Annotated in this window: 12 protein-coding genes; 3 read left to right on the forward strand and 9 right to left on the reverse strand. The window is 47.3% G+C overall.

The window, feature by feature from the left end:
• Positions 1-27 precede the first annotated feature (27 nt).
• From AAV35_RS10515 to AAV35_RS10540, 6 genes are all read right to left on the reverse strand, one after another.
• Positions 28-1,629, reverse strand: coding sequence for an amidohydrolase (locus AAV35_RS10515; RefSeq protein WP_156330851.1), 1,602 nt, complete (start codon positions 1,627-1,629; stop codon positions 28-30).
• A 56-nt stretch (positions 1,630-1,685) separates the two neighbouring features.
• Entirely contained in the window at positions 1,686-3,137 is a 1,452-nt protein-coding gene (aldA, locus tag AAV35_RS10520; RefSeq protein ID WP_008588318.1) for an aldehyde dehydrogenase, read from the reverse strand.
• Between the two features lie 126 nt (positions 3,138-3,263).
• Positions 3,264-4,271: a glycosyltransferase family 2 protein gene (locus AAV35_RS10525; RefSeq protein WP_062838372.1), complete on the reverse strand. Its 1,008-nt coding sequence runs from the start codon at positions 4,269-4,271 to the stop codon at positions 3,264-3,266.
• A 187-nt stretch (positions 4,272-4,458) separates the two neighbouring features.
• Positions 4,459-5,718, reverse strand: coding sequence for a PucR family transcriptional regulator (locus AAV35_RS10530; protein WP_008588313.1), 1,260 nt, complete (start codon positions 5,716-5,718; stop codon positions 4,459-4,461).
• A 167-nt stretch (positions 5,719-5,885) separates the two neighbouring features.
• Complete coding sequence (gene pruA, locus AAV35_RS10535; RefSeq protein ID WP_008588312.1) at positions 5,886-7,433, reverse strand: L-glutamate gamma-semialdehyde dehydrogenase; 1,548 nt, start codon at positions 7,431-7,433, stop codon at positions 5,886-5,888.
• Positions 7,434-7,457: 24 nt separating this feature from the next.
• Entirely contained in the window at positions 7,458-8,375 is a 918-nt protein-coding gene (locus tag AAV35_RS10540) for a proline dehydrogenase family protein (RefSeq protein WP_008588309.1), read from the reverse strand.
• Between the two features lie 273 nt (positions 8,376-8,648).
• Here AAV35_RS10540 and AAV35_RS10545 point away from each other — a divergent pair, with 273 nt between their 5' ends.
• On the forward strand, positions 8,649-9,638 hold the full coding sequence (locus AAV35_RS10545) for a DmpA family aminopeptidase (RefSeq protein WP_008588307.1): 990 nt from the start codon (positions 8,649-8,651) through the stop codon (positions 9,636-9,638).
• Here the strand turns inward: AAV35_RS10545 and AAV35_RS10550 are convergent.
• The 3 genes from AAV35_RS10550 to AAV35_RS10560 form a co-directional block, all read right to left on the reverse strand.
• Entirely contained in the window at positions 9,635-10,576 is a 942-nt protein-coding gene (locus tag AAV35_RS10550; protein WP_008588304.1) for an ArsA family ATPase, read from the reverse strand. The two genes, AAV35_RS10545 and AAV35_RS10550, sit on opposite strands and share 4 nt — an antisense overlap.
• A gap of 13 nt (positions 10,577-10,589) precedes the next feature.
• Positions 10,590-10,856, reverse strand: a complete 267-nt coding sequence (locus tag AAV35_RS10555) for a cory-CC-star protein (RefSeq protein ID WP_008588302.1) — start codon at positions 10,854-10,856, stop codon at positions 10,590-10,592.
• Positions 10,857-10,997: 141 nt separating this feature from the next.
• Positions 10,998-12,734, reverse strand: a complete 1,737-nt coding sequence (locus tag AAV35_RS10560; protein WP_008588300.1) for a carbon starvation CstA family protein — start codon at positions 12,732-12,734, stop codon at positions 10,998-11,000.
• A 265-nt stretch (positions 12,735-12,999) separates the two neighbouring features.
• Between AAV35_RS10560 and AAV35_RS10565 the strand changes: the two genes are divergently transcribed.
• Positions 13,000-14,187: a CynX/NimT family MFS transporter gene (locus AAV35_RS10565; RefSeq protein ID WP_008588297.1), complete on the forward strand. Its 1,188-nt coding sequence runs from the start codon at positions 13,000-13,002 to the stop codon at positions 14,185-14,187.
• A complete protein-coding gene (locus AAV35_RS10570; protein ID WP_008588295.1) occupies positions 14,144-15,397 on the forward strand; it encodes an MFS transporter in 1,254 nt (417 codons plus the stop codon). The genes AAV35_RS10565 and AAV35_RS10570 overlap by 44 nt, the downstream gene beginning before the upstream one ends.
• Positions 15,398-15,418 lie beyond the last annotated feature (21 nt).

Here is a 15,418-nt window from a genome sequence, read left to right on the forward strand (position 1 = left end):
TACAACCCCGGCGCTGCCGGGGTTGTTTCATTCAGATTCTGCGTACGTCTGTATACCTTTATGCCACGTTTCCGTAACTTTAATATCTTTCAGCCGGCCTGGCGGGCTCTCGAGTGGATGCTGGTCCAGCAAAACGAAATCCGCCTGATACCCCGGGCTCACTTTCCCTTTTCGATATTCTTTGAATTCAAGGTAGGCAGGAGCATGGCCCATTCCATAAAAACTTTCATCCACTGTCAATTTCTCCCCGGGCATCCATCCGCCCTCGGGCTGATCTTCCAGGTCCTGCCGTGTAACAGCCGTTCCTACTGTTACCATAGGATTGATCGAACCGATAGGCAAATCCGAGCTTAAAGTAAACGGGATCCCTGCTTCCTTCATACTCTTGTAGGGATCCGAAAAAGGTACAAGCTCTTCCGGTACCCATTTCTCTTTCTTATCCCATTCTCCGAGAAGAAAAGAAGGCTGCGTCTCCACGTAGGCATGACTGGCAGAAATGCGCCCAATCAAGTCCGGCGCCAGAGTCTGGGCATGTATGAGCCGGTGACGCAAATCTTTCGTACAGGCTTCTTCCTGCTCCAAAGCTGTCACTGCCTGTTCCACAGCCCGGTCACCGATCGCATGCATCGCTACCTGCATCTGGTTTTGTGCGGCGTAGCGTACCATCTCGTTCACTTCTTTTTGATTGTAAATGAGCGGACCGCTTTTTGACGGTTCATCCGGGTACGGGTTTCTCATCGAAGCAGTATGAAGCCGCTGGGTTCCATCGAGAAACAGTTTAACAGCCCCCACCGTTACGCTAGCGGTACCATCTCCTGTGCGCATCGTTTCTTTTTCAACAAATTCCGTAATATCATCTTTGTGAAAAACATAATGGTGAAGCTGCACATCAATCGGCAGGTTCCCTTCCTGCTCCAGATCGGTGTACGCCTCATAAAGCCTCGCAAAACTACCGATAAAACTGCGGTCGTCCGTATGTACACTCGTTATACCATAGCTGCTCAGACGGGGAAGGGCCGCTTTAATAGCATTTTTAGCCTCTTCCTTATCACGTCCCCAGAACCTGTGATTGATGAAATGAACCGCAGTGTCTTTAAAACGTCCATTCATCTGCCCTGAAGTATCTCTCTCCTTAAAGGATTCAGGTATGCGGGAAAACTCCTTTTCTTCCTTTAAGAGGTCCAGAGCATTTTCACTGATGACACACTCATGTCCGTCCTCATGAATAAGATAAATGTAGGCATTCACCTGGATATCGTTTAAATCTTTTGCTGTCAACGGGCGTTCCAGATCCTCAAATCCGGCGTCATTGAAACCTTTACCGAATATCCATTGCCCTTCTTCAAGCACCCCGTAATGTTTTTGTATCATCTCTTTCATCTCCTTGAAACTGTCCGCCTCCCGGAGATCCAGCTCTTTCACCAGCAATCCGTACCTCAGCAGATGCATATGTGAATCATTGAATCCCGGCGCAAGCACCCTGCTTTCCCCGTCGATGACCGGCCCCTCTCCCTGGTAAGGACTCGGGTACACTGCTTTAATGTATTCTCCTTCGAATTCCACTGCGTACAGTTCTTCCGGCTTTTCTTCACCGGACGGCTGGTAAATCCGCACATTATCTATAATCATTTTTGTGACTCCTTTTAATAAATTTCCTGCATCCGTCTCCGGATGCAGGAACATCATTACTGTTTGTCATTTTTGTACTGCATATACACAACCTGTGTCACAAGGAAATCTTCTACGCCGTGTTTGCCGTCGGTACCGCCAAGCCCCGACTGACGCATTCCGGCATGATAACCCTGCACAGCTTCGAAATTCTCGCGGTTTACATACGTCTCTCCGAAACGAAGCTCGTTAGCCACGCGCATCGCCTGGTTGACGTCGTCGGTGTATACCGAGGAGGACAGACCATATTCGGTGTCATTTCCTTTTTCAATCGCTTCATCAAGTGTTTTGTATGTCGAAATTGGAATAACCGGACCGAATATTTCTTCCGTCATGATTTCCGATTCATGGGAAATATCGGTCAGAATGGTCGGTTTAAAGAAATAACCGGAATCAAGATCCGCTCTTTCTCCTCCTGTAACAACAGTAGCACCATCAGCGACAGCATTGTTCACCATTTCTTCGACTTCTTCCAGGCGTTCTTTGCTGACAAGAGGGCCGACGTCCACTTCTTTATCTTCTTTCGGATTCCCTATTTTCATACCTTCAAAGGACTCTTTCAATTTCTCAATAAGCTCTTCTTTTTTACTTTCGTGTACGTAGACACGCTCTGCGTTCGTACAGGCCTGCCCGTTGTTTGCAAGCCGGGACGTAACGATACTTTCCGCTGCTATATCGAGGTCGGCTTTATCCGTGACGATAGCCGGTGCTTTCCCTCCGAGTTCCAGATTCACTTTCGTAATATTCTGCGCTGCCGCTTCCATCACTTTTGTGCCGGCGGGGACGCTTCCGGTCATCGTGATCATCTCAACGTCTTTGTGGGAAGCCATAGCGTTTCCGAGTTCGGATCCTGTGCCGGTAATGAAGTTATAAACCCCTTTAGGAATATCTTCCATCTTATCGATGATTTTTGTGAATTCGGCAGCCGTATTCGGGGTCTGCTGACTAGGCTTCAGAACGATTGTACAGCCGGTTACGAGAGCAGTGGCAACTTTACGTGCCAGAATGAATACCGGGAAGTTCCATGGTACGATACCGCCCACGACTCCTATCGGTTTCTTATAAACGAAGATGTTCTCGTTCTCTCTGTCACTCGGTACAATTTCACCTTCTATGCGTCTTGCCCACTCGGACATATAGCGGAAGTAATCAATAGCCAGGTCCACTTCCCCGCTGGCCAGTCCGTAGTCTTTCCCCTGTTCTTCCTGCAGGAGATCAATGAACGTATCGCGGTTGGCTTCGATTTCGTCCCCGAGACGACGGACGATTTTTCCTCTTTCAACATTCGGTGTGAGCTCCCAGCCTTTTTGAGCCTGTTTCGCTGCTTCCACCGCTTTATTCACGTCCTCTTCGGTACCTCTTGGAGTTTTGGAAATAATCTTACCCGTAGCCGGGTTTTCGATCTCTATCCAATCATCTCCACTGGACTCTGTATATTCACCATTAATGTATAACTTGTGTTCAATCACTTTATCATCCTCCTGTAGTTGTACAGAGAATGTTCCACTAACTGTACACCTTTAAACAAATGATCCGGATAAGAAAAAACGCAGCCCTGACTTATAGGCTGCGACTGTTCCCTTATGAAATTCACCTCACCTGACTATTTTTTTGACTGAGTTCTTCAGACTGTTGAACGGGTGCAGGATCAGTAAAGCCGCTAAAGGAGAGCGGGAAAATAACTTTATGTTGAACAATTTAACAAAAGTATAATGCTGCATGTGGTGGTACTTTTTCCAGAACGAAAAATCAAGATACTCAGATGTCTGCCAGCCCGGAATGCTTTCATTCAGGTACCTTTCCATTTCCATGAATTCACGTTTTCTTTCGGAAAATGATACATCTCTTGAAGAGTACATTCTGTTAAAAAGAAAAGTATTGATTAAAAGAGGTTCCAGCCCCTTTCTTACTTCTCCACCTTCTCTGAAGTAATCCACAAGGCAGTTACATGCTATATACATATGATCGTAAAGTTTCTCGTTTTTACTTACATTCGTCTCGTGACTCAAATCATATACATACAAGGGAGTATTTAAATAATTAACGTGGTCAGCTTCGTGAAGTACTTTAGGTATAGTCGCATGATCCTCGAATCTGAATTTCTTTTCCGGAAAACGGATGACGTCGAAAAGTTTTCTTCTGAAAATTTTGTTGCATGGAAAGTGATCAGTGAGCATCAATTCCCTGTAATCCAAATACTTAAGTTTTAAAGCGACATTTTTCATTTCAGTTCGCGATTTTTTTACAGTGTAACCAAAAATCAGAATGTCCCATTCATTCGTGTCGAGAATTCCTTTCACTTTCCGGCGGGCACCCTCCACTAACAGATCATCCGAATCGACAAACCAGACATATTCCGTCACTGCATGGTCAAGACCCAGATTTCTTGCTACACCCTGCCCCTGATTTTCCTGATGCAGAATGATAAAACGGGTATCTTCCTTATAGGTTTCCATCAAGTATTCGTAAGTCCCGTCGCTTCCCCCGTCATCCACAATAATCACTTTATCCCCTTTTACCGTCTCGGGAAGTAAAGTATGCAGACATTTTTTCAGCAGGTCCACATTGTTAAAAGTGGGGATAATGTAAGAAATATCAGCCAACTGATCACCTTCTTTATAGTTTTCCACTTCATTTTTGTTTTCTTTCGTCGGGTCATGAAGATGTAAAGAGATAAAATCGCTGCCATATTCCCTGCGTCCTGATTTCTATGATGTTCCTTTAAGTATATGGTACCCCTCCCGCAATAACAAGACGAAAAAATGAGCGTATGCAGAAGGTTGCATACGCTTAAGAAAGTGCGTTCAGATATCTGTGATAGTAGGAGTCCACGTTGTTAACGAGGAGCAGTTCCATATAGAGATGGGCTTTCATATTGAAATCCTGGAAATCTATGGACGTAAGCTCCTGAATCTGTTTAATCCGGTAGTTCAGCGTATTCGGATGGATATACAACTCGCTTGCCGTCTGTTTCCCTTTCGTATTGTTGGCGAGGTACATTTCAAGCGTACGCAGCAGGTCTGTCTGTTTTTCCCTGTCGTTTTTGATCAGTTTCAAAAGATCTCCACTGTAATAATCGTCGGCACTATTCTTTTCGTAAAGAGCAGCAAGATAGCGATACGTGCCCATCTTCGAGAATTCCCGCGGCATCGTCTCCGGACGGGGCTTAAGAAAACTTGCAACTTCAATCACTTCGAGTGACTCCAGGAAACTTTTCCGTATTTCCCGGAGGGTGTCATACTCTTTTCCGACACCTATCAGAAAACAATAAAATTCCTCTTCTCCGACTTCCGTCTTCACTCTCGAAATAAAAGTGCGGGCTTTACGTAAAGACTCCCCTTCCGATTCTGCTTCCATCAGCAGAACCAGCTGATATTCCGATTTCAGAAAGTACATACGATATTCCTGCTTATACGTCCGCACGATCCGCTCGAGGTAATCCAGCATATACCGGTACCTGCTTTCCGTTACGGAAAAAACTATGACAGAAGCGCGTTCCGGCAGGGAAATTTTGACGAGAGCGGCATCTTTCTTCAGCTGACTTTCAGAAGAATACTCGTGATTGAGCAATTTCCACAATACTTCATCTTTCCGGTTATCTTTTTCGCTCGTCGTTTTATGAAGATCATAGATCATCTTACCGATATAAGGAGTGATGTCGCGGAGAAATTCCATGTCCTCCTCTTCCATCCAGTCGTCCGATTCCTGTATCCACACATATCCTACCGTCTGCCCCATATGCTTTGCTGCAATGACTACCCGCTGTCGGAACCCTATATCTTCGATCGGATGAACGCGAACCGGATGACTGGTACGCTCCAGACGCTGCACGATCCCCTCTTTTTTCAGATGATCTATAATAAACACCGGGCATTTCTTCGATAGTATAGTCTTCTGCTGTGTCTGATCGAATCCATCGAAGGAGGAACTGTAGGATACAAGTTCAAAACTCTTATTTTCGATAATTACAGGCTTCTTCAGCTTCGTACTGATGATTTCGGTTGCCTTGTGAATATCTTCCACCTGCATCAGAAGTTCTTTCCATTCCATTTATTTCTATCCTTTCCCGAACAAGGTTTCGCTCGGTATCATTATACCTATTTTCAAGTGTCAGAAACAAGAAAAGTGCTGATTGTTCAGGAAAATTCCATTTGTCAAAAAATATATCATAAAAAAAGCACCACCCTTTTACAAGGATGGTACTTTCCTTAGTGATACTAGAACATTTCCGAAACTGTTTTAGCCTGCATATGCAGCATAATATAGTCAGGTCCACCGGCTTTAGAATCCGTACCGGACATTTTGAATCCGCCGAACGGCTGGTAGCCGACGATGGCGCCTGTGCAGTTACGGTTGAAGTAAAGGTTTCCGACGTGGAAGTCGTACTTCGCTTTTTCAAGATGAGCACGGTTATTGGAAATGACGGCACCTGTCAATCCGTATTCCGTATTATTCGCTATGTCGATAGCTTCATCGAAATCACGGGCTTTTGTGAAGCAGACGACAGGCCCAAAAATCTCTTCCTGCTGCATGCGGGAATCCGGAGCCAGGTCAGCGAAAATTGTAGGCTCGATGAAATACCCTTTAGAGTTGTCCCCTTTACCGCCTGTAACCAGTCGGCCTTCTTCTTTACCGATGTCGATGTAACTCATCACTTTGTCATAGGCGCTCTGATCCACTACAGGGCCCATGTAGACGTTATCTTCTGTAGCATTCCCTACGGTAAGTTTCTCTGTACGTTCTTTCACCATTTCCAGCACTTCATCATAGACATCTTCATGAACGACAGCACGGGAACCGGAAGAACATTTCTGTCCGGAGAAACCGTAGGCGGAAACGACGATAGCTTCGGCAGCCGTTTCAAGATCGGCTTCTTTATCCACGACCACCGTATCTTTACCACCCATTTCGGCAATAACCTGTTTCAGATGATTTTGGCCTTCCTGGACTTTTGAAGCACGTTCAATGATGCTCGTACCGACAGCACGGGAGCCTGTGAAGGAAATGAGACCGACTTTCGGGTGGTCCACAATCGCATTCCCTACTTCTCCACCGCTGCCCGGAATGAAGTTCAGAACACCTTTTGGAAGTCCGGCTTCTTCAAGCACTTCAACAAATTTGGCTGCGATTACTGCACTGTTGGAAGCAGGTTTCATAACTACAGTATTACCTGCAACCAGTGGTGCTACTGTCGTACCTGCCATAATAGCGAGCGCCAGGTTCCACGGTGGAATAACAGCTGTCACGCCGATAGGCTGATAAATATACTGATTGTGTTCGCCTTCGCGGCTTTCCACGTGTTTCCCTTTTTTCAGTTCTACAGCCTGGCGGGCATAATACTCAAGGAAATCAATCGCTTCTGCCGTGTCGGCATCCGCTTCTTTCCATGGTTTACCTACTTCATAAGCAAGATAGGAAGAAAATTCGTGCTTGCGGCGACGGATGATGGCAGCTGCACGGAAAAGAATTCCGGCACGTGCTTCCGGGTCCCATTTTCTCCAGTCTTCGAAAGCTTCCGATGCAGACTCCACCGCTTTTTCGGCAAGTTCTTTATTCGCTTTGGATACGACCCCTACCACTTCTTTCGTGTTCGCAGGGTTCGTCGATTCTATTTTTGCATCTGTACGGATACGCTCGCCGTCAATTAGAAGATCATGCTGCTTTCCGAGTTCCCCTTTTACATACTTAAGAGCCCCCTCGAAAGCTTCCTTGTTTTCTTTGACTGTAAAATCCGTAAATGGTTCGTGTTTGTATGGCGCTACCATGATACATTCCCCTTTCGATTTATATTATCGTGAAAAGATTCCTTTTACTGCAAAGGCTATATTTGCAGGGCGTTCTGCCAGACGTCTCATATAATAACCATACCATTCCATTCCGTATGGCATATAGACGCGCACAGTGTACCCTTCTTTCGCTAAATCATGCTGCAATTTATTTCTCATGCCGTAAAGCATTTGAAATTCGAAACGGTCTTTTGAAATACCGTGTTCCCTGGCCAGCTCTTTCGTGAAGTTGATGACTTCTTCATCATGACTCCCGACGGCTGTATAGTTGCCGTTAAGCATGTGTTTCTTGACCAGTTGTTTCAGATTCTTATCTACCATATCTTTATCCTGGAATGCGACAGTCCCGGGCTCCTTGTAAGCACCTTTCACCAGCCGCACGTACGGATCATACTTATCCAGTTCGTCCAGATCTCTGTCCGACCGATACAGATAGGACTGGATGACGAGTCCGACGTTCGGATACTTCGCCCGCAGTTCTTTGAAAACATCTATAGTTGCCTGACATCGACCGGAGTCCTCCATATCGATCTGTAAAGTGATGCCGAGTGCCTGAGCTTTATCCAGAATTCGTTCCATATTCCGGATTACCAGTTCGCGGCTTATGTCTAGACCTAGTGATGTCAGCTTCACGGACATCTCACAGGCCAGGTTATGATCAAACATTGCCTGCACCGTTTCCACAGCTTCCCCGGCACGTTCTTTCGCTTCCTCTTCGGAATCCACGAATTCGCCGAGATGATCCACGGTTACTACTAACCCTTCATCATTCAGCTGTCTGATGACCGGAACTGCCTGAGAAAAAGTTTCTCCTCCGACCAGCTTATCGACACCGAATCGGGTTCCGTACTGTTTTGCCAAACGATCGAGTGTTTTATTATTTGATAGAAACAAGAAAAAATTCTTCGTGATGGCTTGCAAATTCAACACACCCTTTCTTTCCTTACCTCCCTGAACTCATGAAGAGTTAGTAGCAGATCTGTTTGAACTGTTAAGAAAATTATAACTCTTGAAAGCGCATTCCTCAACGTGTGCGGACCACAAACATCCGGTGGAGGTTTCATAGTTTAACCACAATAAAACGTATTATGCCGGGAAAGGACAACGGATTGTGAACTTTTTCAATTAATAAGGACAGTCGTTGACTGAAACGCTTATGATAAAATGAAAGAAAGCTGAAGGAGGCGGTAAATAATGGCCAGGTCAGAAGTAACAGGGAAAGGACACAGCAACAGAATAACGGATGTAGAGGGTGTTCTCGTAGGACATGAAACATTGAGCGAAGGATCTGTGCAGACCGGAGTTACAGCTGTACTCCCGCATGGAGGTAATGTATTCCGGGAAAAAGTCACTGCTGCTTCTCACGTAATAAACGGCTACGGGAAAACGTCCGGAATGATGCAGCTGGAGGAGCTTGGAGAACTTGAGACACCCCTTCTGCTAACCAATACATTGGGAGTCGGAAGTTGTTTGAATGCTCTTTTGGACCATGCTCTGGAAGAGAATGAAGAAATCGGGAGAACATCAGGAACAGTCAACCCTGTGGTCGGGGAGTGCAACGATATGTTTCTGAATGATATCAGAAGCAGAAGCATCACTACCGAACACGCCCGAAGAGCAATCCGCGCAGCCGGCAGAGAGTTCCGGGAAGGATCCGTCGGGGCCGGGCGCGGGATGCTGTGCTACTCCATGAAAGGAGGTATCGGCTCTTCCTCCCGTCTCATCTCAGTCGACAAGGTCACCTACACTCTCGGAGTTCTCGTTCTGACAAACTTCGGAGTAATGAGCGATTTGACGTTCCACGGGAAACAGATCGGGAAGTATTGGGCCGACAAAGTAAAAGCCGAACCCCATGAGGATAAAGGCTCCATTATGATAATCGTCGCAACGGACCTTCCTGTTACCCACAGACAACTTACGCGCATACTGAAACGATCCGTCACCGGACTCTCCCGGACAGGGTCATTTATCGGCAACGGAAGCGGGGACGTGGTCATCGGCTTTACGACTGCGAAGGATCACCCCCCTCTCCCCGATTATCTTCTGGACGGAGCGTTCCGTGCTGTCGGGGAAGCTGTGGAAGAAGCTATATTCCGTTCCCTGCAGGAATCGGAACCGGTGACCGGAAGAAACGGTTTCCGCCCTCCGACCTGGAGTGAACTCATGGGGAAATATCCGATTTAATATTTACTGCCGGTCATCGAGTGACGCAGGTGATTACTGAAATCTTTTAATTGTGCAAGCGTGGCGATGTCTTCTTCGTAAAGCGGGATTTCTACAAGTTGCTGGTTCCGGAAAGTTTCCCGGAGCTCTTTCAGATGTTCTTTTTCCACTTCACGGCGTTTTTGAAGAAAAGTGCCGTCCGCGTAATCCGGCAGCACTTTATTCACGAAAATATCGCGGATGTGAAAATGGTGCTGATGCAACTGTTTAATGGCCTGTTCGGTTTCAAGGATAGAGAGACGTTCGGGGATCATGACGAATACGAAGTTCGTTTTCTCCTCGTCGAGAACGATTTCCCGTACAGCTTCAAACTTCTCCCGTCGTTCCTGGAGGACATCATAAATAGGATCTTCGACAGGCTCACCGTCATTGAGCAACTGTGTATAATTATCGTTCGTTTTTTTACGCTTCTCAAGCATCCCGTCAATCCATACGGTCATCATTTCGGGGAGGGTCAGCAGCCGAAGGGTATGGCCGGTCGGCGCTGTATCAAAAATGATATGATCGAATTGTTCGTTCTCCTCCAGGATAATTGCCGTAATCCGGTCGAAAAGAGCCGCTTCTTCCGCACCAGGCGAGGCACTCGCCATGTCAATCTGTCTGTGCACTTCTTCGACCATCTTTGATTTCACAAGCCCTTCCAGGTTTTTCTTGACCCCTTCAATATAGCGGGCGGATTCTTCATGGGCATCCACTTCCATCCCCCACAGGTTGTCGGTCAGTTTCTTCTTCTCGTGATTAAGCTTCGTATGGAAAATATCTCCGAGGTTGTGGGCAGGATCGGTGGATACGATAAGTGTTTTCTTTCCCTCTTCCGCTCTCACCAAAGCAAGAGCCGCACTCGTCGTCGATTTCCCGACTCCGCCTTTTCCACCGATAAATACAATTTTCTCTTTCATACATCATTCTCCTTCAGCAGCAGCGTATTCCCTCAAGGGGGGATTTTTCCATTCCCATCCGTAAATGCCAGTCGTGATACTTATCAATAATATATGGGTAAAGCTCCAGCGTATAATAGAATGCCGGGTTCGGTATACCAAGCATATCGGAATACAGAAGCAGCAGGAAAAGATCATCCTCGTCCCTTAATTCCCGGGCTATTTCCGTTCGATGCGGCATACTGAGCACTTCTTCGTAGTAATCCACGAGACGTTTGATCATCGATTTACGATCAGGCATAAAATTCTCCTTTCTTTGACTAGCAGAGTTTCGTGCATACCGACATCATTCCCTGATTCTTTGGTCCACACCTTTGTATCATCACTTGCAAATCAAAGAGGAGTCACAAAAGTATTGTGCTCCCCTTCTTTCTGTTATCGATCAGTTACTTTTTTCGACTTTACCTCCATCTTCTTTCATCAGAACAGAGATGGCAGTAATCGTTATCCATATGGCGAATACCATAATAAGAGCGCCGAACGTAAACAGAAGCCAGTCAGATCCTTCCACCCACGGTGCCCAGTCGGTGAGTACCTGAGAAATCATGGCCCAGAGGGTCATGAACATCAGGAAAATCATCGGAATCATCGCCGGCCAGTAATTTCGGCCGAGCCGCTTCAGCCATACGGAAATAAGTAACAGACTGATACCGGCAAGCAGCTGGTTCGACGTACCGAACAGCGGCCATAACAGATATCCTCCGGAACCGAAACCTTTCGGACCTTCCGGAATAAGTGTAAGAGCAGCACTGGAAACGACAGCGACTGTAGTAGCAACATGAGTCTTTGTCAGCGCCGGAACATTATATTCCGTACCCAGTTCGGAGATGATATAACGCATCAGACGCACCGATGAATCGAGTGTCGTAGCCGCAAAGCTTACAACGATTACCGATACGATGGTAGCTGCAGCCTGGGCAGGGATGCCAAGTCCGGTCGCCAGCTGGGCTGCGCCCTGAACGAAAACCCCGAGACCCGCTCCGCTTGCTTCCGCAAAGCCGCTGTACGTGTTTGTGAAATCTCCCGCTGTAGGAAAGAAAGTTACTACGGCTATGATGGAAATCAAAGCGAGCGCCCCTTCCCCTACAGCACCAAGATATCCGACGAACCGGGCATCCGTTTCTTTATCCAGCTGCTTGGATGAGGTGCCGGAAGACACAAGACCGTGGAAGCCGGAAATCGCCCCGCAGGCGATGGTTATAAACAGCAAAGGGAACCAGGATGTATCTGCCGTTCCGTTATTTACCGGCGCAGTGACCTCCGGGTTCGAAAACAGAAGACCCAGATAAAGGATGGCAAGTCCGACAACCAGCTGATGGGAGTTGATAAAATCCCTCGGCTGCAGAAGTTTCCATACCGGCATCGTCGAAGCTATATACACATAAACCATCAGGATAATGATCCAGACGAAGAAAGCCATAGATGTAGCCGAAGCTCCGAAAAGAGAAGTGCTGCCTTCCCCGCCGAAATAGCTGACCAGGTCAATCTGCAGAGCCGGAACATAACTGGCGACGATGGCCGTCAGATACATAACCGCAAGAGCTGCCAGAGACGGCAGAAGCATACTTCCCTGCTTTTTGTATACCGTATAACCAATCCATATGGCCAGCGGTATCTGGATGAATACAGACAGCACCGCGGACGGATTTGTGATGAACAGGTTTGCTATAACCCAGGCGAATACAGCGTTGACCATGAGCACCAGGATAAGAATAATGAATAAAAACAGTATTTTGGCGCGTTGACCGATCAGCGTATTCGCGAGCGTCCCTACTGACTGCCCTTTATGCCGTACAGACAGAACTAGTGTACCGAAGTCATGGACACCTGCCGCAAAAACGGTACCGAGAAGCACCCACAAAAGAGCCGGAAGCCATCCCCAGTACACAGCGATAGCAGGGCCGAGAATCGGAGCAGCTCCCGCAACAGACGTGAAGTGATGTCCCCATAAAACCCACTTATTCGTCGGAACGAAGTCCACACCGTCTTTATATTTATGAGCCGGTGTCGTGTAGTTCGGGTCAAGTTTGTAAATCTTTTCTGCCAAGAATTTAGAATAATACCGATAACCAAGTGCCAGGACAATAATACCGAAAACCGCAAGCCAAATCCCGTTCATCAGCCTTCCCCCTTTAATCATCTTCCGCATCTTTATGTATTCGTTTTCAATATGGATTTAATTATACTACCTTTCCTGAAGAGCTTCAATCTATATTACTGATTTTTCTAAACATTCTTACATAATTTTTCAAACAGCAGACTATCCCCTTTTCCTCTGTTAAAAATATGGCAGAAACAACGAATTAACGATTCCGGCTCATAGGCAACAGAGGAATCTTCATGCTATAGTAGTAAAAGTAAATCAATGGAAAGAAGGATACATAATGAACAACCGTAAATTCTATACTGCCCTGCTCATCCTCGGTATTGTACTCGTGTCGTTTAACCTGCGGCCGGCCATCACTTCAGTCGGCCCCGTGATTGGTCTTATCAGGGAAGATCTGAGTCTTGCCAACTGGAGCGCGGGCCTTTTAACGACGTTACCTCTTGTCGCTTTCGCTTTCACTTCCCCGGTCACCCCGAGAATCAGCGCCAGATTCACAAATGAAATCGTACTGGTCGCCGGAACATTTCTGATATTCGCAGGGGTTGCTGTACGGCTGATTCCGAATACGGCTGTTTTGTTCGCAGGTACTCTGCTTGCAGGTATCGGTATCGCCGTCTGTAACGTTCTGCTGCCGGGAATAGTGAAAGAGAAATTTCCTGACAGAGTCGCTCTCATGACCGGAGTCTACGTTACAACAATGGGAGTATTTGCCTCGGTGGCTTCAGGCGTAAGCATTCCCGTAGCTACAGGACTCGGGTGGGGGTGGACGAATGCCCTGGCGATCTGGGCCGTACCCGCTTTTCTGGCAATGGTCCTGTGGATTTATCTGATTGTGAAAGAAGGTAACACCCCACGTAACGGGGAATATTTCGAACTCGACCAGACCAATGTGTGGACGTCCCCGCTGGCATGGAAAATCGCATCATTCATGGGACTGCAGTCGTTTCTCTTCTACGTCACGGTAGCCTGGCTTCCCGAAATTCTGAATGCCGGGGGCGTCAGCATAGCAACTGCAGGATGGATGACTTCTGCCGCCCTTTTCATCGGACTACCTGCGAGCTTCATCGTTCCGGTTATAGCCGAGAAATTCAACGACCAGCGGAAAATGGTGCTTATCCTCGGCACTTTTTCTCTCGCCGGTTATTTTATTTTGTGGATCGGTAACTCTTTTGCTCTGTTGATGGTAAGTATTATATGCATCGGTATCGCCCTGAGCGGCAATTTTGCTCTCGCTCTCGCTTTTCTCGGCATGAGAACGAAGTCGGCCCGGCAGGCCGCAGCACTGTCCGGCATGGCGCAGGCTTTCGGTTATACGCTTGCTGCAGCCGGACCGATGCTCATCGGCCTTCTCTATGATCTGAGCAGCAGCTGGACGCTGCCTGTACTCACTCTTCTGCTCGTTTCTGCAGGAGTCATTCTTTTTGGTATGGAAGCGGGAAGAAACCGATACGTCGAAGAATCTTAATAAGAAGGGAGGGATGACGTTGGCTCTGCAGCAACCCTATACACCGAAGGACAGGAGTTTCTGGCAGATAACACTGAGCCTCACTCTTGCATCCTTTTTTATTTTTGCAAGTATGTATGCCGTCCAGCCGCTGTTTCCCGTCTATGTGGAAGAATTCAATATAAGTATCTCGGCAGCCAGTCTGTCACTTTCCCTGACAATCACCGGGCTGATTGTAGGACTGATCGTTCTCGGTTTCTTTTCGGACCGGCACGGGCGGACGTCGTTCATAAAAGCCTCCGTTGCCGGTGCGACTATTCCTTTTCTGATTATTCCATGGACAGATTCTTTTTTTCTGCTCATCTGTCTGCGGTTTATTCAGGGGGTGGCTCTCGCCGGACTCCCGGCCGCCGCTCTTGCCTATCTGCACGAAGAAATCGACAGCGGCAGTGTTCACGTAGCCACCGCTCTTTACATATCGAGCAACGCCCTCGGAGGGATGGTCGGACGGGTGATGGCAGGAACGATGACCGATTTCTTTTCCTGGCACACGTATTTTTATATGCTCGGGGGCCTTGGTACGGTTATGTTTCTGCTAATGCTCCGTCTTCTCCCCGCCTCCCGTTTCTTTGAATCAAGCGAGCTTTCTTTCCGTCACGATCTGCACGGTTTCTCTTATCACCTCAGAAACCCGCGGCTGCTTCTTATTTTCGGTCTCGGAATCATTTTTCAGACGAGTTTCACCGGGGTATGGACTTATTTACCGTTCCATCTGCAGGAAGCCCCGTTTTTCCTGTCGCTTGCAACTATTTCCCTTTTCTATTTCGCTTATGGTCTCGGTGTTGTCGGCTCGCCTCTAGCTGGATGGCTCGCCGGACATTTTCCTCTAAGCAGCGTACGACTCACCGGTATCTTCGTACTGTGTACCGGTATTTTCCTTATGCTTTTCGATGCTGTATGGATCATTTCTATAGGTCTCGCTCTTCTCTGTCTCGGGTTCTTTACCGCACACTCCCTGACCGCCTCCTCTATCGGAGATCTCGTCACACATCACAAAGGCAGCGCTTCAAGCCTGTATCTGGTTTCTTACTATATAGGCGTAGTGACCGGAAGTTCAATGCTCGGCCCCCTTTACAATTCGCAGGGGTGGCCGGGACTGATGATTTTCCTCGCCCTGCTTCCGCTCATCTATATCATTATCGTACGAAGCAAGGTAAAAATCGGAAATTAGCGGCACACCAAAAAGAAGAAG

It is taken from the genome of Salimicrobium jeotgali (genome assembly GCF_001685435.2).
Classification (GTDB): domain Bacteria; phylum Bacillota; class Bacilli; order Bacillales; family Halobacillaceae; genus Salimicrobium; species Salimicrobium album.